This window comes from Actinoalloteichus sp. GBA129-24 (genome assembly GCF_001941645.1).
In the GTDB taxonomy this organism is placed as follows: Bacteria; Actinomycetota; Actinomycetes; order Mycobacteriales; family Pseudonocardiaceae; genus Actinoalloteichus_A; species Actinoalloteichus_A fjordicus.
Genome location: NZ_CP016077.1, coordinates 2,109,419 through 2,130,121, shown reverse-complemented (window position 1 = coordinate 2,130,121; position 20,703 = coordinate 2,109,419). Strand labels below are relative to the sequence as shown.

At 70.7% G+C, this 20,703-nt stretch carries 20 protein-coding genes; 6 read left to right on the top strand and 14 right to left on the bottom strand.

The window, feature by feature from the left end; genetic code table 11:
* Positions 1-19 precede the first annotated feature (19 nt).
* From UA75_RS32695 to mraZ, 3 genes are all read right to left on the bottom strand, one after another.
* Entirely contained in the window at positions 20-724 is a 705-nt protein-coding gene (locus tag UA75_RS32695) for a hypothetical protein (protein WP_157434082.1), read from the bottom strand.
* Complete coding sequence (rsmH, locus tag UA75_RS09625; protein ID WP_075739956.1) at positions 721-1,707, bottom strand: 16S rRNA (cytosine(1402)-N(4))-methyltransferase RsmH; 987 nt, start codon at positions 1,705-1,707, stop codon at positions 721-723. The genes UA75_RS32695 and rsmH overlap by 4 nt, the downstream gene beginning before the upstream one ends.
* A 218-nt stretch (positions 1,708-1,925) precedes the next feature.
* A complete protein-coding gene (gene mraZ / locus UA75_RS09620; RefSeq protein ID WP_075739955.1) occupies positions 1,926-2,357 on the bottom strand; it encodes a division/cell wall cluster transcriptional repressor MraZ in 432 nt (143 codons plus the stop codon).
* A 570-nt stretch (positions 2,358-2,927) separates the two neighbouring features.
* Between mraZ and UA75_RS09610 the strand changes: the two genes are divergently transcribed.
* The 3 genes from UA75_RS09610 to UA75_RS09600 all read left to right on the top strand — a co-directional run bounded on the left by UA75_RS09610 (position 2,928) and on the right by UA75_RS09600 (position 7,799).
* Positions 2,928-4,022, top strand: coding sequence for an AAA family ATPase (locus tag UA75_RS09610; protein WP_075739953.1), 1,095 nt, complete (start codon positions 2,928-2,930; stop codon positions 4,020-4,022).
* 61 nt (positions 4,023-4,083) lie between these two features.
* A complete protein-coding gene (locus UA75_RS09605; protein ID WP_075739952.1) occupies positions 4,084-5,361 on the top strand; it encodes a DUF58 domain-containing protein in 1,278 nt (425 codons plus the stop codon).
* Positions 5,358-7,799 carry a transglutaminaseTgpA domain-containing protein gene (locus tag UA75_RS09600; protein ID WP_075739951.1) on the top strand — a complete coding sequence of 814 codons (2,442 nt, stop codon included), beginning with the start codon at positions 5,358-5,360 and terminating at the stop codon, positions 7,797-7,799. The genes UA75_RS09605 and UA75_RS09600 overlap by 4 nt, the downstream gene beginning before the upstream one ends.
* A gap of 764 nt (positions 7,800-8,563) precedes the next feature.
* Here UA75_RS09600 and UA75_RS09595 read toward each other — a convergent pair.
* Both UA75_RS09595 and UA75_RS09590 read right to left on the bottom strand, forming a co-directional pair.
* Entirely contained in the window at positions 8,564-8,977 is a 414-nt protein-coding gene (locus UA75_RS09595) for a DUF3040 domain-containing protein (RefSeq protein WP_075739950.1), read from the bottom strand.
* A 216-nt stretch (positions 8,978-9,193) separates the two neighbouring features.
* Complete coding sequence (locus tag UA75_RS09590) at positions 9,194-9,985, bottom strand: class I SAM-dependent methyltransferase (RefSeq protein WP_075739949.1); 792 nt, start codon at positions 9,983-9,985, stop codon at positions 9,194-9,196.
* A 130-nt stretch (positions 9,986-10,115) separates the two neighbouring features.
* Here UA75_RS09590 and UA75_RS09585 point away from each other — a divergent pair, with 130 nt between their 5' ends.
* Positions 10,116-10,949 carry a ParA family protein gene (locus UA75_RS09585; RefSeq protein ID WP_075739948.1) on the top strand — a complete coding sequence of 278 codons (834 nt, stop codon included), beginning with the start codon at positions 10,116-10,118 and terminating at the stop codon, positions 10,947-10,949.
* Between the two features lie 317 nt (positions 10,950-11,266).
* On the opposite strand, the gene UA75_RS09580 is transcribed toward UA75_RS09585, so the two are convergent.
* The 9 genes from UA75_RS09580 to UA75_RS09540 all read right to left on the bottom strand — a co-directional run bounded on the left by UA75_RS09580 (position 11,267) and on the right by UA75_RS09540 (position 19,321).
* Positions 11,267-12,535, bottom strand: a complete 1,269-nt coding sequence (locus UA75_RS09580; protein WP_075739947.1) for a uracil-xanthine permease family protein — start codon at positions 12,533-12,535, stop codon at positions 11,267-11,269.
* Between the two features lie 507 nt (positions 12,536-13,042).
* Positions 13,043-13,828 carry a phage shock envelope stress response protein PspM gene (gene pspM, locus UA75_RS09575; RefSeq protein ID WP_075739946.1) on the bottom strand — a complete coding sequence of 262 codons (786 nt, stop codon included), beginning with the start codon at positions 13,826-13,828 and terminating at the stop codon, positions 13,043-13,045.
* A 13-nt stretch (positions 13,829-13,841) separates the two neighbouring features.
* Positions 13,842-14,660 carry a PspA/IM30 family protein gene (locus tag UA75_RS09570; protein ID WP_075739945.1) on the bottom strand — a complete coding sequence of 273 codons (819 nt, stop codon included), beginning with the start codon at positions 14,658-14,660 and terminating at the stop codon, positions 13,842-13,844.
* Positions 14,661-14,785: 125 nt separating this feature from the next.
* The gene (locus UA75_RS09565) at positions 14,786-15,529 is read right to left on the bottom strand and encodes a hypothetical protein (protein ID WP_157434081.1); all 744 of its coding nucleotides are present in this window, start codon (positions 15,527-15,529) and stop codon (positions 14,786-14,788) included.
* Positions 15,530-15,633: 104 nt separating this feature from the next.
* Positions 15,634-16,068, bottom strand: coding sequence for a helix-turn-helix domain-containing protein (locus UA75_RS09560; RefSeq protein ID WP_075739943.1), 435 nt, complete (start codon positions 16,066-16,068; stop codon positions 15,634-15,636).
* 151 nt (positions 16,069-16,219) lie between these two features.
* Entirely contained in the window at positions 16,220-16,669 is a 450-nt protein-coding gene (locus tag UA75_RS09555) for a CinA family protein (RefSeq protein WP_075743606.1), read from the bottom strand.
* A 197-nt stretch (positions 16,670-16,866) separates the two neighbouring features.
* Positions 16,867-17,481 (bottom strand): CDP-diacylglycerol--glycerol-3-phosphate 3-phosphatidyltransferase, encoded by a 615-nt coding sequence (gene pgsA, locus UA75_RS09550; RefSeq protein ID WP_075739942.1) that lies wholly within the window; start codon positions 17,479-17,481, stop codon positions 16,867-16,869.
* Positions 17,478-18,875, bottom strand: a complete 1,398-nt coding sequence (gene rimO, locus UA75_RS09545; protein ID WP_075739941.1) for a 30S ribosomal protein S12 methylthiotransferase RimO — start codon at positions 18,873-18,875, stop codon at positions 17,478-17,480. The genes pgsA and rimO overlap by 4 nt, the downstream gene beginning before the upstream one ends.
* A gap of 71 nt (positions 18,876-18,946) precedes the next feature.
* Positions 18,947-19,321 carry an RloB domain-containing protein gene (locus UA75_RS09540; protein WP_075739940.1) on the bottom strand — a complete coding sequence of 125 codons (375 nt, stop codon included), beginning with the start codon at positions 19,319-19,321 and terminating at the stop codon, positions 18,947-18,949.
* A gap of 97 nt (positions 19,322-19,418) precedes the next feature.
* On the opposite strand from UA75_RS09540, the gene UA75_RS09535 reads away from it, so the two are divergent.
* On the top strand, positions 19,419-19,931 hold the full coding sequence (locus UA75_RS09535) for an amino-acid N-acetyltransferase (RefSeq protein WP_075739939.1): 513 nt from the start codon (positions 19,419-19,421) through the stop codon (positions 19,929-19,931).
* Positions 19,932-20,127: 196 nt separating this feature from the next.
* Positions 20,128-20,637, top strand: coding sequence for a phospholipase (locus UA75_RS09530; RefSeq protein ID WP_198042976.1), 510 nt, complete (start codon positions 20,128-20,130; stop codon positions 20,635-20,637).
* The last annotated feature ends 66 nt before the right edge of the window (positions 20,638-20,703 follow it).

Sequence of the window (20,703 nt, the reverse complement as noted above, 5' to 3'; positions counted from 1 at the left end):
CTGCTTCTCGCCTCCGGCATCAGGGTGCCTCGGAGTTCTCAGTGGTCTCGGAGTCCTGGGAGTTCTGGGAGTTCTGGGAGTTCTCAGCGTTCTCGGAGGTCCCGGCATCCGAGGCATCCTCGGGATTCTCCGTGTCCTCCTCGTCGGCCGGAGCGTCCTCGGCCCGGCTCTCGTCGCCGGTCGCCTCGTCGGTCTCCCCGTCCACCGGGGGCACCAGACCCGCCTGCTGCTCGGGGTCCCCATCGCCCCCTGCCTCCGGCGCTGCTCCCGACGCCGCCTCCTCCGGAGAGTCGGCCTCGGCGGGCCACGGCTCGCCGACGAGCTCGACCGACCCGTCCGGCGACACCAGCAGCCGGGCCGGGTCCTCCACCGGGATCATGCCCAGCTCGGCCGCCTTCTCGGCCAGCGTTCCCGGCGCCTCCAGCTCCGCCACCTGTTGCCGCAGCAGCTCGGTGTCCTCGGTGAGCGAGGCGACCTCGGCATGCAGGTCGCTGAGTTCGTAGGAGTCCGAGGCCGCCGAGGTGGACAGCCACAGCGTGCCGATCAGCCCCGCGCTGAGCAGCGCCATCACCAGCAGCACGAAGGGCGCTCTCGGTGCGGAGCCCGGCCGTCTCCTGGGCAGCACGGCCGAGAGGCGTCGACGACGGCCCCGGCGGGCCGTCTGGATGCTGGTCGCCGTCCTGCTGCGACCCGCTCGGCCGGGGGTCCGCATTCCCGTGCTCATCCCGACGCCTCCTTGATCCGCTCGGCGGCCCGCAGCCGCACCGAGGCGGCTCTCGGGTTGGCCGCCACCTCGTCCTCGCTCGCCTGTTCTCCTCGCCGGACCAGCAGCCTCAACTCCGGTCCGTGGCCGGGAAGTTCGACGGGCAGCCCCTCGGGGCTGGTGGACCGGGATCGTCCGACCAGCGCCTGCTTGACGATGCGGTCCTCCAGGGAGTGGTACGAGAGCACCACCACCCGCCCGCCCGTCCGCAGCGCGTCGACGGCGGCGGGGACGGCCCTGCCCAGCACGTCCAGTTCGGTGTTGACCTCGATCCGCAGCGCCTGGAAGGTGCGCTTCGCGGGGTGGCCGCCGGTGCGGCGCGTCGCGGCGGGCACCGAGTCGTAGATCAGCTCCACCAGCCTGCCGCTGGTGACGAACGGTGCCTTGGCCCGCTCGCGGACGACGGCGGCGGCGATCCGGGAGGCGAAGCGCTCCTCGCCGTAGACGCGCAGCACCCTGGCCAGATCTCGGGTGGCGTACTCGTTGAGCACGTCGGCGGCGGTCGGCCCGGTCTCCGGGTTCATCCGCATGTCCAGCGGCGAGTCCTGCGCGTAGGCGAAGCCTCGTTCTGTCTCGTCGAGCTGCATCGAGGAGACGCCGAGATCGAACAGCACGCCGTCGACTCTCGGGATGCCCAGGCCCGCCAGTGCCTCGGGAAGCTCGTCGTAGACCGCCTGCACCAGCCTGGCTCGGTCACCGAAGCCTGCGAGCCGTTCGCCCGCCAGGCGAAGAGCGTGCGGGTCCCGATCGAGACCGACGACGGTGAGGCTCGGATACGCGGTCAGGAATGCCTCGGTGTGCCCACCGAGCCCCAGCGTGGCGTCGACGAGGACCGGTTGATCGCCGGACAGCGCGGGCCCGAGCAGTTCCAATGTCCGATCGAGCAGGACCGGCACGTGTCGGGCCCGGCCGTCCGCTCTCGACGGCGTGTTCTTCTCTGTCATGGTGGCCCCCTCCCACGGTGGCGCGACTGCGAACTGAGATGAATTGTCGCGTGATCACCAGGGCGGATACCGTCAGGTCCCCGCCCGCCCGCCTGCCCTGACACCGGGGAAGGTGTGCCAGGACCGTGGACCGAGCGGACCGAGGCCTCACAGCATCCGAACCGCGCTCACCGCTGTGCCGTGCGGAGGACGCCGCACCGCGGAGGACTTCCTCCGGCTCAGAAGACTCCCGGAAGCACCTCCTCCCGAGCCTGCGCGTAGCCGTCCTCGTGATCGTCCAGGTATCGCTCCCACGCCGAGGCGTCCCAGATCTCCAGCCTGCTGATCGCGCCGATGACGACACAGTCCTTGGTCAGGCCCGCATAACGCCGCAGGTCCGGGGTGATCGAGATCCGCCCCTGCCCGTCCGGCCGCTGCTCGTCGGTTCCCGCGAACAGGTACCGCTGGTACGCGCGGACCGACTCGTTGGTGAAGGGTGCCTGCGCGACCTTGTGCGCCATCTCCTCGAAGACCGCGCGCGGGAAGACGAAGAGGCAGTGATCCTGTCCCTTGGTAATCATCAGCCCCCCTGCCAGCGCGTCGCGAAACCGGGCAGGAAGCGTCAACCTGCCTTTGTCGTCGAGTCGGGGAGTGTGTGTGCCGAGGAACATCGCGCGCCACCTCCCCCACCGATCCGACGAGATCGGCGACAGGGCCCCCGTCTGCCCCACCGGCGGCCACATTACCCCACCATGCACCACAGTCAACGCGAAACGAGCGCGCCCCGGCTCGATCGTGTCGACGTTTTGCCTGTTGAGAGGGGTGCGCCCTGAGGTGGGGCGTGGTGGGGCGCCCCGGAGCACCGTGACGGGCCTCCCCCGCAACCACCCGATCGCGCGAGGCGTTTCTGCGGGCGTCGAGGCGAGATCGGACACCGCCCGGCCGGGCTCGCCCGGCGATCGGGAGCGAAGTGGGTGACGGTGGAACGACCGCCGGCGAGCAACGCGGCCAGTGCCCAGGGCGTCACTCCTGCCGCAAAGGATCTTCAACCGCCATGGGGGATCGCACCGAGGTTTGACAGACTGAGTGCGACGCTGCTCGCCGCTCGGTGCACGACCGACAGACTGACGTCGGCACACACCGTCGACCGACGTGACGCACTCCGGTCATCGCCCTCCGTGCCTCGCCAGAACCCCAGAGGTCCACCGGCTGCGGCGGCACCGAACAGCACAGGAGGTCGTGTGACGTCGAGTATTCATCCCACCGCGCCACCCGCGGCGCAGCATGGTGAGCCGCCCGAGGCCCGGCCGACCGCAGGTCTCGGCGAGGTGCAGCAGGTCGCGGGCGCCATCTCGGCCAATGTGGAACGGGTGCTGGTCGGCAAGCCGGAGGTGGTGCGCACGGCGATGGTGACGCTGCTCGCCGAGGGACACCTCCTCGTCGAAGACGTGCCGGGAGTGGGAAAGACCTCCCTCGCCAAGGCGCTGGGCAAGTCGATCGACTGCACGGTCAGCCGCATCCAGTTCACCCCGGACCTCCTGCCGAGCGACATCACCGGCGTCTCCATCTACAACCGGCAGAACTCCGAGTTCGAGTTCCGCCCCGGACCGGTCTTCGCCAACATCGTCGTGGGCGACGAGATCAATCGAGCCTCGCCCAAGACCCAGTCGGCGCTGCTGGAGTGCATGGCCGAGCATCAGGTGACCGTCGACGGCAAGACCTATCCGCTCGGCGCGCCCTTCATGGTGGTGGCGACCCAGAACCCGGTCGAGATGGAGGGCACCTACGCCCTTCCCGAGGCACAGCGAGACCGCTTCACCGCTCGGGTCTCCATCGGCTACCCCGACCCGCAGGCCGAGCTGGCGATGGTCGACGAGCACTCCGGCCACGACCCGATGGCCGACCTGCGGCCGGTCTCCACCGCCGCCCACGTCCTCGAACTCGTCAAGGCGGTCCGAGGAGTCCACCTGGCCACCGAGGTCCGGCGCTATGCCGTCGAGCTCGTGTCCGCCAGCAGACGACTTCCCGAGCTACGGCTGGGTGCCTCGCCGAGGGCGACCCTGCATCTGGTCAAGGCGGCTCGGGCACAGGCCGCCCTACTGGGCAGGGACTTCGTCGTCCCGGACGACGTGCAGGCGGTGGCGATCCCCGTCCTCGCTCATCGACTGGTGCTCACCGCCGAGGCCCATGCCGCGCGGCGGACGTCGTCCGAGCTGGTGCGAGCGCTGTTGCACCGCGTCCCCGTTCCGCAGGGCGGCGGTCCCGTGCCACCGGGCGGCGGTCCGCCGCGCGGCGCACAACCCGGCGAGTGGCCCACACCCGGGCAGCACGTCTGATTCCTGCCGGGAGTGATCCCGACGGGCCACCGATGTCACGATGTCGAGTTCGAGGCGGACGATGCGCAGGGCACTGGCAGGACTGACCACCCGAGGGCGCTGCCTGCTGGCGGCGGGGATCGCGGCGGCGTTGTGCGCGCTGGTGCTCAACGAGCGCGACCTTGCCAGGGTCGCGCTCTTCACCATCGCGCTGCCGTTGATCGCCGCCGGGGTGGCGAGCCGGTCGAGCAGCGGGGTGGCGGTGGAGCGGCTGATCGTCCCCACCCGCGTGCAGGCAGGCCACTCGGCCGAGGTCCGGCTGCGAGTATGGGGTCGGGGCAGGCTGCGCGCCGGATCGCTGCTGTTGGAGGACTCGGTCCCCTATGCCGTCGGTGAGCGGCCCCGTTTTCTCACTCCTCGGCCGCATCAGCGCAGACCGCTGTTGCTGAGCTATCGGATCAGGCCGTCGACACGCGGCTTCCACCGCGTGGGACCGCTGCTGCTGAAGGTCACCGACAGCTTCGGCCTCGCCGAGTTCGACCGAGAGACCGCAGGCACGTCCTCGGTGATCGTGGTCCCGACGGTGCAGACGCTGCACGGCGTGCCGGGCGGTTCCGGGCTGGGCGCAGGCGAGGACGGCTCGATCCGGCTGCGCTCCGGGCAGGGCGAGGACGACGCCATCGTCCGGCCGTATCGCCAGGGCGATGATCTGCGGAAGGTACACTGGAAGTCGACGGCACGACGCGACGAGCTGATGGTGCGGGTCGAGGACCGCCCGTGGCGGGGCGGGACGACCGTCCTGCTCGACACGAGATCGGCGGCGCATCGGGGAATGGGCCCGACGTCCAGTCTGGAATGGGCGATCTCGTTCGCGGCCAGCGTGTGCGTGCACCTGCACCGCTTCAGCCACCAGGTCCGGCTGTGCACCGATGACGGACAGGTGTTGGCGGGCGGGTCCGGCGACGGCGGGCACGGGGACTCACGGGTGCTCGACGCGCTCGCCATGCTCGCCCCGTCCCACCGCCGTGACCTGCGATGGACGAGCGATCCTGGTGCGGGCCAGGAGACCTTCGCCGTGCTCGGCGCGGTCACGCCCGGCGCCGCGGAGGAGCTGGCTCGGCATCGACCGAGGGGACTGCGCAGCGCGGCGGTGCTGGTGGACGTGCGCGCGTGGGCCGGTTCGGATCAGCCTGCCGCACCCGATCCGGCACCCGCTGCGGCGTTACTGCGGGCGGCGGGCTGGTCGGTCGTCGTCGCCCGACCCGACCAGGTGATGAGCGCGATCTGGGCGGAGCTGTGTCGGGCGGACCTGCAACGCGGTGCGGCCGTCTACGCAGGCGATCACGGGAGGAACGCATGAGCGTGTCGTGGACGGCACGGGAGCAGGACTCCGCGACCGCGGCCGTCGCGGGTGGAGCGGTGATCTGCGCCGCCACGGCCATCGCAGGCGTGGTCGCGCCGATGAGCTGGCTGCTGTTCGCCGTCGTGGCCGTCGTGGCGATCGTCAGCGCGGGCATCCTGCTGCGCACGCTTCAGGTTCCCGCGCCGCTGGTGGTGGCGTGTCAGTTCATCGTGCTGGTCTTCCTCATCACCGCCGTCTTCAGCAGGCAGGGCGTCCTCATGGTCCTGCCTGGGCCGGAGGCGGTGGACGACCTTCAGTCGCTGCTCATGCAGGCCACCTCCGAGGTGCGGATCGGCATTCCGCCGATCGAGACCACGGCCGCGATCACCGCCGTGCTGGTGGCGGCGCTCGGTCTGGTGGCGATCCTGGTGGACCTGCTCGCGGTGTCGGTCAAGGCTCCCGCCGCCGCAGGGCTCGTGCTGCTCACCGTGTTCGCGGTGCCCGCGTCACTGGCACCGGAGATGCTGCCGTGGTGGACCTTCGTCCTCGGCGCCGTCGGATTCGCGACCCTGCTCGCGGTGGACGGCAGGCTCAAGGCCCTGGGCTGGCGGCGGGCGGGCGGGTCGGGCTCCGGACGGACCGAGCCGGGGCGGTCTCCCATGGTGGCGATCACCGCCGCAGCGGCCGTGCTGGCGCTGGGCATGGGCTCGACGCTGACGTTCATCGGCACCGACGGCAGGCTGCCCGGCACCGGCGGCGGGACCCAGGGCATCGGGTTCCAGCCCTTCACCTCGCTGCGCGGCCAGTTGAACCAGAGCGACGTGGAGCTGTTCCGGGTGCGGGGCCTGGAGGATCCCCGGTATCTACGGCTGTTCACGCTCGACCAGTACGTCGCGGGCGAGGGCTGGGAGATGGGGCCGCTGCAGGACGGCGGGCCTGCGGAGGGCGCGCTGCCGCTGCCGGTCGGCACGCCGATCCCGTCCGACATCACCAGTGTGCAGATCGAACCGACGAACTTCGAGGACCCGTGGCTGCCGGTCTACGGGACGCCGACCGCGCTGCGCGGCGTGGACGACAGCTGGCGGTACGACGAGCGCAGCGGCACCGTCTACGGCGATCGTCAGATCGCCGAGCCCTACACCGTGGAGACCTCCCTCGCCACGCCTAGCTTCGCCGAGCTCCAGGCCGCACCCGACCCGGTCGACGTCGATCCGGTGTATCTGAACATCGAGGGCATTCCCGACGAGGTGATCGCCCTGGCAGGCGAGATCACCGCAGGCGCGCCCACCGCCGCGGACCGGGCCAAGGCGCTCAACGACTTCTTCACCGAGCCGGAGAACGGCTTCACCTACAGCCTCGAGACCGAGCAGGGCAGCCATTCCGACGCGTTGAGCGACTTCCTGCTCGATTCCAGGACCGGCTACTGCGAGCAGTTCTCCTCGGCGATGGCCGCCCTGCTGCGGACCGTCGGAGTGCCCTCCCGGGTGGCCCTCGGTTTCACCGGCGGTTACAACGCGGGCGAGTACCGGGTCATCGGCACCCGAGAGGCCCACGCGTGGGTGGAGGCCTACTTCCAGGACATCGGCTGGGTGACCTTCGAACCGACGCCCTCCGACGGCCGGATGATCACTCCGAACTACCTGAACGAGGACCTGCCCGACCAGGTCGACACGCCGACGCCGACTGAGGACACGGCGCCCGCGGAGACGACCACGACGAGCACCTCCACCACCGACGACGCCACCTCGCAGGACCTGAGCCTGGGCGGCGGCGCCACGCCGAGCAAGGGCGCCCCGCCCGGCGCCCTGTGGATCTGGACGGCGGCGGCGCTGCTCGCGATGCTGGGAGCGGCGGTGCTGTCGTGGCTCGGTGGACGATCCGTCCCGTCGGGCCGGACGGGTCGAGCCGGTCCGCCGGACGCCGACGGCACACTCCGCCTGCGGATGCTGTTGCTCGCCGTTGCGCTCGCCGCCGCGCTGCCGTGGCTGTGGTGGCTGCTGCTCCCCGCCGGACCGGCCGGGTGGTGGTGGCTGCCACTGGTGCCGCTGGCGGCGGTCTGCGGCCTGCTGGGCCCCTCCTTCCTGCGGTCTCGACAGCGCACCGCCCGGTTCCGCACGATCTCGGCGCTCGGCCCGGGTGCGGCGAGCGCCGCCTGGCGCGAACTGCTGGCCGAGGCGGGCGATCGGGGCACCGACGTCAGCCCGAGCGAGACGGTGCGAACCACGGCGGGCAGGCTGATCCGGCAGTTCTCGCTCGATCCTCGCGGAGCCCACGCCCTCGGCACGCTGGTCTCCGAGGTCGAACGTGACTGGTACGGGCAGGCTGGACAGGTCGATCCCACACTGCCTGCGGCCATGCACACCGTCGCGCAGAGCCTGCGACAGACCGCACCGATGTCGTGGACGGCGCGACTGCTGCCCCGCTCGGTGCTGCGTCCCAGAACCGGGCGGGCCTGAGCCTGCGAGGCACGCACGGGCACACCGGGCGCGGTCCGACCGGCGGACTCGCGGGGGTCGGGCGGCCTGCCTGGATCGCCGGAAGAGACGTCGATCCGGGCGGGCCGCCGTCGAGTCCGGCCGAACGGGGGCTCAAGGCCGAGTGACTGCGTCCGACGTCGGCAGGATCGAGGCCGGACAGATCGGCGGGCTGCGGGCCTCGGCCGCCGACGGCGATCAGAGTGGCGGGCGCGCAGGGTGTGACACGTCGGCCGGGACACAACGCGGGTGGAACGGAATCCCGTACCACCATGAGGACTCGGCGCCTGCGCCGAGGGGCCCTTTGATCCCGCGGGCATCCGCCGAACCGAGCCGAGGGCAGCCGACCGGATCACCACGAGAACGGCGAGTCGACCGGCTCCGACGGCACGGACGCTGTCACGGAGACGAGACGGGGGTCCTGCCACAGGCCGGAGCAGCCGGACGCCACGAGCCGCCCCGCAGGAGACCTGAGGGCGTCGACGGCGAGCTAGGGGGTCACGGGCATCGCGGGGAACTCGACGACACCACGAGCACCGAGGGCCGAACACCGGCGCAGGGCGCGAGAGACGCGGTCCGCGCCTTCGGCCTGCGGTCAGGCCGAAGCCGCCGACCAGGCGGGAGCGAGGCCGCCCCCAGCCTGACGAGACCCGGAACGTCGGTATCGCGGTCGACCGCGAGCGACGTCTCGGATCGCGGTCCCGATCACCGCCCTCACCGGGAGGGACGGTGATCGGAACGCGTGATCAGCGATCACCGTCCATGCGCCTGCGGAATCGCTCCTCCATACGTTGCGAGAAGGAGCTCCTCGGACGGCGCGACGGCGGTGCCGCACTCTCTTCCGCAGTCTCGCCCTGAGACTCCTCGCCCTCCGCCGGTGTGGAACGGAGAGCCATCAGCATCAGGGCGACACCACCGAACATGAGCAGAAAGCCGAGCACGCTGATGATCGGGATGTCCGCCACACGCACCGGCAGGACCACCCCCAGCACCAGCATGACGAGACCGACCACCAGCAGCGCGATGCCTTGCAGGCGGCGACGCCTGGCGGGCTTGCGCAGTCGTGCTCCACGCACGCTGGAGGCGAACTTCGGGTCCTCGGCATAGAGCGCGCGCTCGATCTGGTCGAGCAGTCGCTGCTCGTGCTCGGAGAGTGGCATTGCTCCTCCTCCGGCACTGGGGTCGCGGGCACCGGATGGTCTCGTGGCCTTAGACCCCGGTGGACACCTCACGTGGGGTGTCATCCCTAAGGATACGAGGCACAGCACGCCTCGACTACCCGGTCTGGGCACCCGAGCGTTTTCATATGCCACGAACTCGGCCCGGATCGAGCGAAGTTCGAGGTTTGAACCGGGGTGAGCAGGCATTTCCCGTTCTCAGGGTGTGATCGACTCGACTCTGGATTCGACGGTGCCCTCGTCTCGTCGGCCGAGCGCGTGCAGCCTGGTCGCCGTCGCGAGCAGTGCGGGGTGTCCGACGGCCGCCCGCTCCAGCTCGGTCAGCGTCTCCCCCGTCGCGAGGGAGGTCTGCAGGACGGTGCCCGGAACCAGGTCGGACAGCACCCCGTCGCCCTGCACCGTCTCGACGGCCAGCCCCGCCTCGCTCAGCAGGGCCGACAGTCCTGCGGCGTCGAAACGCCGCAGCAGCGGGTCCCGGTTGTGGGTCCCGTCCCGAGAGCCCAGCCGCCCCGCCGGGTCGGTCAACAACTCCCGCGCCTCGTCCAGCCTGCCCGCGAGCGTGCGATGGATCACGGCCGCATAGCGGTTGGACACCAGGACCGAGACCGCTCCACCGGGCACGAGCACGGCCGCGAGCGACCGAAGGGCCGCGGCCGGGTCTTCGACGAACTCCAGCACGTCGTGGCCGAGCACGAGGTCGACGTCGGCCGACGGGACGAGGTCGCCGAGCGTCTCGATGTCGCCCTGCACGCCGAGCACGCGCTCGGCGACGCCCGCGTCGGCGGCTCGGCGGCGCAGCGTCGCCAAGGCGTCCGGGCTGGAGTCGATCACCGTGACGGCGCAGCCGGACGCCGCGATGGGCACCGCCCACACTCCGGTGCCGCCGCCGACGTCCAGGACACGAGGGGCGCGCGGAGCACGGCCCGCCTGCCGGGCTCGCGCGGCGGCGAGTTCGGCGATCAGAACGCGGTGGACGGCCTCGGAACGCATGGCGCAGAGCCTAACGGCCCTGCGTGCGCACCTCGGCGTGGACGCGACCCCGCGCGGCAGCGGCCGTCCGGAGATCGAAGAGCACCCGCGCACTGGCCGGCCCACTGGCCACTGCCCGTAGGCTGCACCCGTGCATACCGTGGCAGTCCTCAGCCTGAAAGGTGGTGTGGGCAAGACGACCGTCGCGCTGGGACTGGCTTCGGCAGCCATGCGACGCGGCTTGCGCACCCTGGTCGTCGACCTCGACCCGCAGTGCAATGCGACGTCGGCGCTGGAACCCGAGGACGCCGAGGCGGACCTCGCCGACGTCCTGGCCGAACCGAGTCCCTCCGTGCTGGCCTCGGCCGTCGTGCCCAGCGGCTGGGGTGAGGACGTCCATGTGCTCGTCGGCTCCGAGGACGCCGAGCTGCACAACACGCCCGACCCCAGCCTGAAACGACTGTCGACCCTGTCGCGGGTCCTCGGTGCCGTCAACGAGCTGAACATCGCCCAGGAACGGCCTTTCCAGCTCGTCTTACTCGACTGTCCCCCTTCGCTGGGCAGGCTGACCCGATCCGCACTGGTCGCCGCGCATCGCGCGCTGCTGGTCGCCGAGCCGACGATGTTCGCGGTCTCCGGCGTGCAGCGTGCCTTCGAGGCCGTGCAGACCGAGCGTGACGAGAACAATCCCGAGCTCCAGCCGCTGGGCGTCGTGGTCAATCGCGTCCGGCCGCGTTCGCACGAACACCAGTTCCGGATCAACGAGCTGCGGGAGATCTTCGGCCCGCTGGTGATGCCGGTCGTGCTGCCGGATCGGCTCGCCGTGCAGCAGGCGCAGGGCGCGTGCATGCCGATCCATCAGTGGGGCACTCCCGGCGCCCGTGAGGTCTCCCTGGCCTTCAATCTGCTGCTGGCCAGGGTCCTGCGGGCAGGTCGGGGCCGCCGGACCCGGGCGCGTGCCGAGGAGGACTCGGAGGCGGGCTGAGTCTCGACCTCCGGGCACGGGGGACGTGTCCTCGCCGACGGTGCGGCTCACCGGGTGTCTGCCACGCAGGCCGTCGGCACGCTACCGCCGCCGCAGGCCCGAGCGCGCGCTTCGGGTCTCGGCCTGACAAGGGCCCGGTTCTCCCGGCGGACGAGACGACGTCGACATCGCCAGGTCTTGGGGCGTCTTTCTGACGGAGTGGTGACCGCCGGTCCGATGCCGCGCCTGCCGTCCTGGCGACGGGCAGACATCTGAAGCCGCCCCGTGCACCGGAACGGCCGAGGAGGCGACGAGCGTGCGGGCACCCTCCGGCGCGCTCAGCCACCCCGCCCCAGTCGTCTCGACAACCTGCTCAGCAGCGGGTAGAGCACCACGACGAGCAGCGAGCCCCACACGACGCCGCCCAGCTCGACGCCGCCGATCACGAAGGTGAGATCACCGATGCCCGCCATCAGCGCCGCGGCGGCGACGAGCAGATTCACCGGGTCGCCGAGGTCCACTCGGTTGTCCACCCAGATCCGAACGCCCACCAGTCCGATCAGACCGAAGAGGACCATCGTCGCGCCGCCGAGGACCCCGAGCGGCATCGTCAGGATCAAGGCGCCGAACTTGGGCGACAGCGACAACAGGACGGCGATCAGGGCGGCGATCACGTACGCCGCCGTGGAGTAGACCTTCGTCACCGCCATGACGCCGATGTTCTCGGCGTAGGTCGTCGTCGCGGATCCACCGCCCGCGCCTGCCATGGCGGTGGCCAGCCCGTTGCCGATCAGCGCGTCCCCGACACTGCCGTCCAGGTCTCGACCGGTGACGGCCGCGACGGCCTTGACGTGGCCGACGGTCTCGGCGACCACGACCAGGATCACCGGCAGCACGAGCAGCGTCGTCGAGGGCGACACCATCGGCGAGGTCAGTTCGGGAAGGCCGATCCAGGGCGCCTCGACGAGGCGGACGACGGCCTCCCGGTCGACACCGTCGACCACCAGGGCCACCGCCCAGCCGACGAGGACCCCGAGCAGCACGGACAGCCGCGCAGGCAGCCCACGGCCCAGAATCGCGATGCCGATGATGCTCAGCAGGGTGATCAGCGCGACGGCAGGCTGGGCGCCGACGTCCTCGGCGGCCATCGGCGCCAGCGTGAAGCCGATCAGGATCACGACGGCACCGGTGACCACCGGAGGCATCAGCGAGTCCAGCAGCCTGGCGCCCAGCGCCTTCACCGCGATGCCCACCATGACCAGGAGCAGCCCGGCGACCAGCACACCGCCGAGCAGTACGGCCGGCCCGGCGCCGTCGGCCTGCGCGGCGCTCAACGGCGCGACGAACGCGAAGGACGAGCCGAGATAGCTGGGCACCCGATTCCGGGTGACGAGCAGGAACAGGAGCGTGCCGAGCCCGGAGAACAGAAACGTGGTGGTGACGGGGAACCCGGTCTGTAGCGGCACCAACACCGTGGCGCCGAACATCGCGAAGACATGTTGTAACCCGAAACCGATCGTCACCGGCCAGCTGAGCCGCTCATCGGCCGCGACGGCGACCCCGTCTCGTACCGAGCGACCGCCGCCGCGGACAGCCCACAGCGCCAACTACCTCACCCCCGACAGGTGCTGTAGTGGGCGATCCTGCCACGGGTTGTAGCCAACAACGGCAGATAACTATCCGATATCACTCGGATGTACGAAGAAAGCAGGCTTTTTCGGCCAGAATGCCGAAAATATGTTACGGAAAGTAACAGGCAGTGTGTCCGGATCCCACGGCTCCGCCGCGAGAACACGCTGCCCGCCCGGAGCGAACCACCCGAGCGTGACCGGGTCGGCGCCGGTGCCGATCAGTCACCGGATCGCCGTCGCTTTTCGCCTATGCAGTCGGGTCCGTCGACACGGATCGTCCCGCGAACCCGGCCGGTCCGGCCCTCGACACGGGTCGCGACCGTCGCTTCGGAAAATCCGCCGGCCCCGCTTCCGCACAGTCCGCGTCACCGGGCACGCTCCACCCGCTCCGGGGCACGAGCCGGGGGCTGGCACGGTTCCGGCCAGGCTCGTCACGGCCCTGGGTTCGTCACAGCCCCTGGCTCGTCACGCCCCGGCTTCGTCTCACAGCCCCGGTCCACGCGACAGCTCGCGCAGCGCGGCCGCCAGTCCCGCCAGCCGGTCGGAGGCGTCGGTGAGCGCGGCCTGCGGCTCGGCAGCCGAGGCCGAGGCCGCCACGGCCCGCCCTGCGGCCGCCACGAGCCTGCCGTAGCCGTCGACGCTCTCGTCAAGCTGCTCGGCCAGCCGCCGGATCTCCGGCGCGAGCCCCGCCCGCTCAGCGGGCGGGGCCGCCTCAGCGGCCCGTTCCACCACCTGCAGGCGCTCCGCGCCGTCCCGCACGGCCGAGGCCGCGTCGGCGGCGGTCAGGCGGGTCTGCACCACCGAGTCCAGCGGAACGCCCGATGCGGGATCGCTCAGCCGGTCCAGCAGTTCGCGAAGACTCTCCTCCGCTGCGGTGAGCCGCTGAATCGGCGCCCGAGCCGCCGAGGAGACCGGCGGCAGCTCCGGCGGCGGTGCGGCGGCCGCAGGCAGCGGCGTCCGATACAGCCGATTGACGCGGATGGCGGAGGAGACCGACGAGGCAGAGGCCGCGACGGCGACACCGCCCAGCACCACCTCGCCGAACTCGATCCCCGGATCGCTTCCGATCAGAAACGCCCCGGCCCCGGCAAGCGCGGCCAGCCCGACGCGAAACCCCAGGCCACGCTTCGCGCGCTTCCGGCGTCGCTCCGCCTTGGCCCGTGGATCACGCCAGGTGGAGACGCCCCGACGCACCTCGTCGGCCAGCTCGATACCGAGCCGGCCGACCGAGGACGCGTGCCTGGCCCAGTCACGCTTGTCGATGGCCATCGTCGTCGGTGACTCAGGCCTGGCCCGGCTGCTGCTGACCCGGCTGCTGGACGGCCTGCGTCGCAGGCGTGGGAGCAGCCTGTCCGCTGGTCACCTCGCCCGCAGCGCCGCCGCCCCGCATCGAGGCGCGGATCTGCTCCAGACGCGAGGAACCGGCCATGTCCATGGTCGACTGCTGAACCTCCAGCATCCGGCCCTGCACCGAGTTCTTCGCCAGCTCCGTCTGCCCCATGGCCGTCGCGTAGCGCTTCTCGATCTTGTCCCGCACCTCGTCGAGGCTCGGGGTGTTCTTGGGCGCGGCCAGCTCGCTCATGCTCTGCAACGAGCTGGAGACCTGCTCCTGCATCTTCGCCTGCTCAAGCTGGCTGAGCAGCTTGGTGCGCTCGGCGATCTTCTGCTGGAGCTGCATCGAGTTGCGCTCGACGGCCTGCTTGGCCTCGCCCGCGGCCTGGATCGCCGAGTCGTGGAGGCTCTTGAGGTCCTCGATCTCCTGCTCCGCGCTGACGAGCTGAGCCGCGAAGGCCTGCGCGCTGTTCTCGTACTGTGTCGCCTTCTCCGCGTCCCCCTTGACCATGGCGTCCTCCGCCATGACCAGCGCCTGCCGCGCCGAGGCCTGAAGCTTCTCGACGTCGCCCAGACGCCGATTGAGCTTCATCTCCAACTGGCGCTGATTACCGATGACGGCTGCGGCCTGCTGGGACAAAGCCTGGTGCTGCCGCTGTGCCTCCTCGATGGCCTGCTGGATCTGCACCTTGGGGTCGGCATGCTCGTCGATCTTCGACGAGAACGCCGCCATCAGGTACTTCCAAGCTTTCACGAACGGGTTGGCCATCTCCTCCGCCTGCCTTCTCTAACCACTCGGACATCACCTTGACCGCTTCCGAGCACTGACCCGGTTCCGATTCCCATTACATCGTGTCAGGTGTGCTCAACGGCTTCCACCGCCCCCGGTAGATATCAGGGCAGTCCCTGAGTGGGCGGGGAGCCGTGATCCGGCAGTCGCCGCACCTCGACCAGCCCCTCCCGTAAGCCTTGCAACCGTTCGGCGAGCTCCACCGAAGCCCCCGACCGGTCCGCCATCGCAGGCCTGGACACGGCGTCGAGATCAGGAGGGGAGGTGGTCGACGCGGAGCGAGTCGACTCCGCCGCCGAATTCGGGGACACGACGCTCTCAGCCTCGCCGACCCATTCGCGCACCTCCGACACCGCAGCCTCCAGTCCCGACACCGTGCCGTGCATCCTGGCGAGCAGCGCGTCTCGGGTGGCCCGTCGCCGTCGATCCGACTCCAGTGTCTGGTCCACCGAGCGCACGGCGTCGAGCAGTTCGGCGCGGTCCGCCTCGGCGCCGGACTCCGCCGAGGCGACGAGCCTGGCCCGCCCCGCCGACAGTTCCGGCGACGGCACGGAGGCGATGGCCTCGTCGAGCATGGCCACCCGGCCCTCGGTCTCCCGCAGCTCGGCGGCCACGGCCTCGGCGTCGGCTCGGACGCCGGACAGCTCGGGACGCGACCGCGTCAGCTGCTCGATGCGCTCCACGGCCTTGTCGCCGCGCGCACGCCACTGGCGGGCCGGACTCTCCAAGGTCGAGCGCTCGGCGTCGGACTGCCTGCCCGCGACCGCCTGCCGCCTGGCATGGGCGACGAGCAGCACGAGGACGGCGATCACAACCAGCGCCGCCACCGCGACGATCGTCGTCAACACCGCTGCTCCCCCGTTTCCACCGACGGCGCCTGCCACGTCGGTGCTCCGGCGCACTACCTGGGGACGATTCTAGGGAATGGCGGGACGTCCGGGGCGAAGTCGCCTCACGCCGCCACCACCACCTTATTGGTGATCTGCATCGTCGAGCCGAGGCGCGCACGCCCCCGCACGGGCTGAACACGAAGATCCGAGCCGATCATCGAGGGCACCAGCCTGCCGCCCTCGATCTCCCCGGTGCCGGGTCCGGCCGAACGCTCGGCAGCCGTCGACGCCCCGGCCTGGACGGGCACCGTCTCGGAGCCCAGTTCACCCCGGATGTCGGTGGCCACGTCGTCGAGGAGCCTGGCGAGCTCCAGTTCCAGGGCGTGACAGATCGCGGCAAGGAGCTCACTGGAGGCCTCCTTGCGCCCCCGCTCGACCTCGGAGAGATATCCCAGGCTCACCCGGGCAATGCGCGACACCTCGCGAAGCGTTCGACGTTGCGCGGTGCGCTCGTGGCGCAGCCGCTCGCCGATAGCCTCCCGCAGCAAGACGGCCATCCTGTGTCTCCTTCCACCGTGAGACCACCGTACCGAGCCTGGCAGGCACCGTCAGCGACTCTTCTCCCACGTCCGCCCACGGCGAACGAGTGACCACGCCGAGATGTTCCCGACGTTCGCTTCGGCGAACTGGCCGTGGGCCCCCTGGCGATCAGCCGACGTCCTCCGTCATCGCCTCGGCCAGCAGGCCGAGGGCCAGCTCGGCGGCGCCGATCCGGACCGTGGCCCGGTCGCCGTCGAGCCGGGCCGAGCGCACCAGCCGACGTGTCGGACCGCACACGGCCACATGCACCGTCCCGGGGACCACGCCGTCCTGCGCCGAGGGCCCCGCGACCCCGGTGAGGCCCACTCCCCAGTCCGCGCGACAGCGCTGCCGGGCCCCGTCGGCCAGCTGAGCAGCCACGTCGGGGTGCACCGCGCCGTGCTCGGCGAGCAGCGCCGGATCGACGGAGGCCAGTTCCGACTTGAGGTCTGTGGCGTAGACCACCAGGCCGCCTCGGAACACCTCGCTCACACCGTCGAGCCCGGTGATCACCGCGCTGACCAACCCGCCGGTCAGCGACTCCGCGACCGCGAAGGTCTCGCGGCGGCCGCGCAGCATCGCCACGCAGCGTCGCAACGCATCGGTGCGGACGACCGCCTCGAATGCGGCGGCGGCTGCCTCCCCGACGATCGAGTCCGCGGGCGCGAGGTCCGGCCTCGCCGCCGCTCCGGTTCCGCCGGGCGTAGGGCGCTCCGAGATCCCCCCGGCCGGTGTCGGGACCGCTGTTCGTGGGCGTGCCGACGTGTCAGCCGAGGTCACGGAGCTCCCGCGATCGCCCGACGTCCCCTGGCCCGCAGCCGCACCGCCCGCACCACGTAGTCGATCCCGGTGGCCAGCGTCAGCCCGACCGCCACGGCCATCACCGTGCCTGCCGCGAAGGCGAATCCGTCCGGCAGCGGCAGCAGGAAGAGCACGATCGCCACGATCTGCGCGATCGTCTTGGCCTTGCCGCCTCGGCTGGCCGGGATGACGCCGTGGCGGATCACCCAGAACCGGAGCAGGGTGACCCCCAGCTCGCGCGCAAGGATCACGACGGTGACCCACCAGGGCAGCTCGCCGAGGATGCTGAGTCCGATCAGCGCGGAGCCAATGAGGGTCTTGTCCGCGATCGGATCGGCGATCTTGCCGAAGTCGGTGATGAGCCCGCGCTTGCGGGCCAGGTCGCCGTCCAGGCGGTCGGTCGCGGCGGCCAGCAGGAAGATCCCGGTCGCCACCAGCCGCCAGGTGGTGCTCTCGCCGCCGTCGTCCAGCAGCGCGAAGAGGAACACCGGCACGAGCAGGAGACGGAAGACCGTCAGCGCGTTGGCGACGTTGACGACCGGAACCGGGGTCGGCGTCGGTTCGACGGTGTCGTCGGCGGCGGCGGTCACGACTCCTGCCCTCCCGGCCCCGAATCCACCGGCTCCACGATGAGGTCCACGCCCTCGGACCCGATCACCCTGGCCCGGACGAGATCACCGACCTTCAACCCCTCGGACTCGCTGAAGATGCACTCCCCGTCCACCTCGGGACCCTGGTGCGCGGCACGACCCGCACAGTCCTCGTCCTCGGTCTCGACTCGTTCCACCAACACGGTGACCTCCTCGCCGACGCGTTCCTCCGCGCGCTGCGCGGTCAGCTCCTCCACCAGCGAGGAGACCCTGGCGACCCGCTCCGCGATCACGTCGGCGTCGACCTTGCCGTCGAAGTCCGCCGCCTCGGTGCCGTCCTCGTCCGAGTAACCGAAGACGCCCACCACGTCGAGCCGAGCCCTGGTGAGGAAGTCCTCCAGTTCAGCGACGTCCGCCTCGGTCTCCCCCGGGAACCCGACGATCACATTGCTCCGCAGGCCCGCTTCCGGGGCCTTGGCGCGGATCTGATCGATGAGGGCGAGGAAGGACTCGGTGGAGCCGAACCGGCGCATCCTACGGAGCACCGTCTCACTGGAATGCTGGAAGGACAGGTCGAAGTAGGGGGCGACACCCGGCGTCGTGGCGATGGCGTCGATCAGCCCCGGCCGGGTCTCGGCGGGCTGAAGGTAGGAGACCCGCACCCGGTCGACGCCGGGGACGGCGGCGAGCCGGGGAACCAGCTTCTCCAGCGCTCGCAGATCGCCGAGGTCCTTGCCGTAGGAGGTGGAGTTCTCGCTCACCAGGAACAGCTCGCGAACTCCCTGTTCGGCCAGCCAGGCCGCCTCGCCGAGGATCTCCTCGGCCGTGCGGGACACGAAGGCGCCTCGGAAGGAGGGGATCGCGCAGAAGGTGCAGCGACGATCACAACCGGAGGCGAGCTTGAGCGGGGCCACCGGGGCGTCGTCCAGCCTGCGCCGCAGGACCGTCGGCCCCCAGGCGTGGCCGGGAACCGTGACGTCCTCGGCGGCGGTGGGCCGCTGGACCGGGGAGATCGGCAGCAGCAGCCTGCGGTCGGTGGGGGTATGCGAGGCCAGGGATCGCCCGGCGAGGACGTCGTCGAGTCGTTCGGCCACGGCCGGGTAGTGGTCGAAGCCCAGTACGGCGTCGGCCTCGGGAAGCTGATCGGCCAGCTCGACGCCGTAGCGCTCGGCCATGCAGCCGACGGCGACGACCTTCGCGCCCGTGTCGGCGGCGGCCAGCAGCGTGTCCACCGAGTCCTTCTTCGCCGACTCGATGAAGCCGCAGGTGTTGACCATGACGACGTCCGGCTGCTGCGGGCCGTCGGTCTCGACCAGGTCCCAGCCGTCGGCCGAGAGCCGGCCGGCCAGCTCTTCGGAGTCCACCTCGTTTCGAGAGCATCCGAGGGTGACCATGGCGACGCGGCGAGCGGCAGGTGGTGGCGGCACGGCACAAGGGTAACGGCCGACACCAGACCGCCATGACCTCACGGGGCCCTGATGCGCTCGACCAGGCGCCACACGCTGGTGGAGGGGTTCCGCGTGTGGTGCGGCGTGTCGCGCTCGGCGGCCTTGGCGCGGCGGACCGCGTCGTCGACGCCCTCGGCGAAATCGGCGAGGCTCACCGTGCTCTTCTCGTAACGCGGCAGGTGCCGCCGGAGTTCCCGGATCGTCGCGTCGGCGTCGCGCAGCCAGGCGGTCCGCTCCTGGAAGTGCAGCAGGAGCCAGAACTCGAAGTCGAGTCGGGTCTTGCGTCGCCGAGTTCTACGGTAGAAGAAGCAGCCGTTGATCAACCGATGCACCAGATCGCCTCGTTGATCAGCTCCGCGCGCTGGGACGCTGACACCTGCGACCACCACCATTCGAGCTCGTCCAGCGCCCGGTCGGGTTGATCTCAACGGGTGAGGTGGCAGTCTCGATCGGGGTCGGACTGCGGCGCGCCGGGCTAGTGTTCTCGTCGTGTCACAGCAGCCAGTGGTTCTCGTCCGTCGCGCCAGGATCGCCGACGTCCGTCCCATCAAGACGCTGGTGGACGCGTACGCGGGGAAGGTCCTGCTGACCAAGGAGCTGGTGACGCTGTACGAGAGCGTCCAGGAGTTCTGGGTCGCCGAGGTGGACGGCGAGGTCGTGGGCTGCGGCGCGCTGCACGTGCTGTGGGAGGACCTCGCCGAGATCAGGACCGTGGCGGTCGCGCCGTCGGCGCTGGGCCGGGGCGTCGGCCACCGGGTCGTGGCGCGGCTGGTCGAGGCGGCGGTGGAGTTGGGGCTGGCCCGGATCTTCGTCCTGACCTTCGAGACGGAGTTCTTCGGCAGGCACGGCTTCGTGGAGATCGACGGCACCCCGGTCTCTCCCGAGGTCTACGAGGAGATGCGGCGCTCGCTGGACGAGGGGGTCGCGGAGTTCCTTGACCTGCCCTATGCCAAGCCCAACACCCTCGGAAACAGTCGAATGCTGTTGACACTGCCGTCGTGAATCACCCGATCGGCCGTTGACTCATTCCAATGCGGACTATCCGTCACGATGGGTCGTCGTTATTCCGTACCCCCCTAGGCATTCGACCCCAGTCCGCACCCCCTGTTCATCCGCGCTTTCGAGCCGGGCTCCTGGCTTTACCAAGACCGAACAGTTAGAAATCTTCTACCAGCATCTCGACCTGCTAGGAGATTTCGTGACAACCACCCTGCGCCGCACCGTCAAGGCCGCCTTCGCCTCGGTCCTGGCCGCCGCCGCCGTCTTCCTCGGCACCGGAACCGCGAACGCCGCCCTGCCGCCCGCCGAACTCCAGGCCTTCACGGACAATCAGGTCTTCAGCGTCTCGCTCGGCCAGTTCGTCACCACCCGAGGACAGGCGCCGCACTCGGATCAGCTCGACTGGTCGTCCGACGGGTGTTCCTGGTCGCCCGACCAGCCGTTCGGATACGAATTCCTCAACTCCTGCCACCGGCACGACTTCGGTTACCGGAACTACAAGCTGCAGGGCCGGTTCACCGAGGCGAACCGACTGCGTATCGACGACAAATTCCGGTCCGACATGTATTCGGTCTGCGGCGGCGGATGGACGTGTGAGCGCACCGCAGACGTCTATTACTACGCGGTCCGGAACTTCGGCGGCTCCGGCACCACGGCCGACGCCCTGAGCAAGGTCGAGACCCAGGCGCAGCTGGTCAGCGGCCGCTGATCACCCGGCGGGCTGGTGCGCGTCCTGGGGCCCGCACCAGCCTCTCGGTGTCTCGCCTCCGCCGGG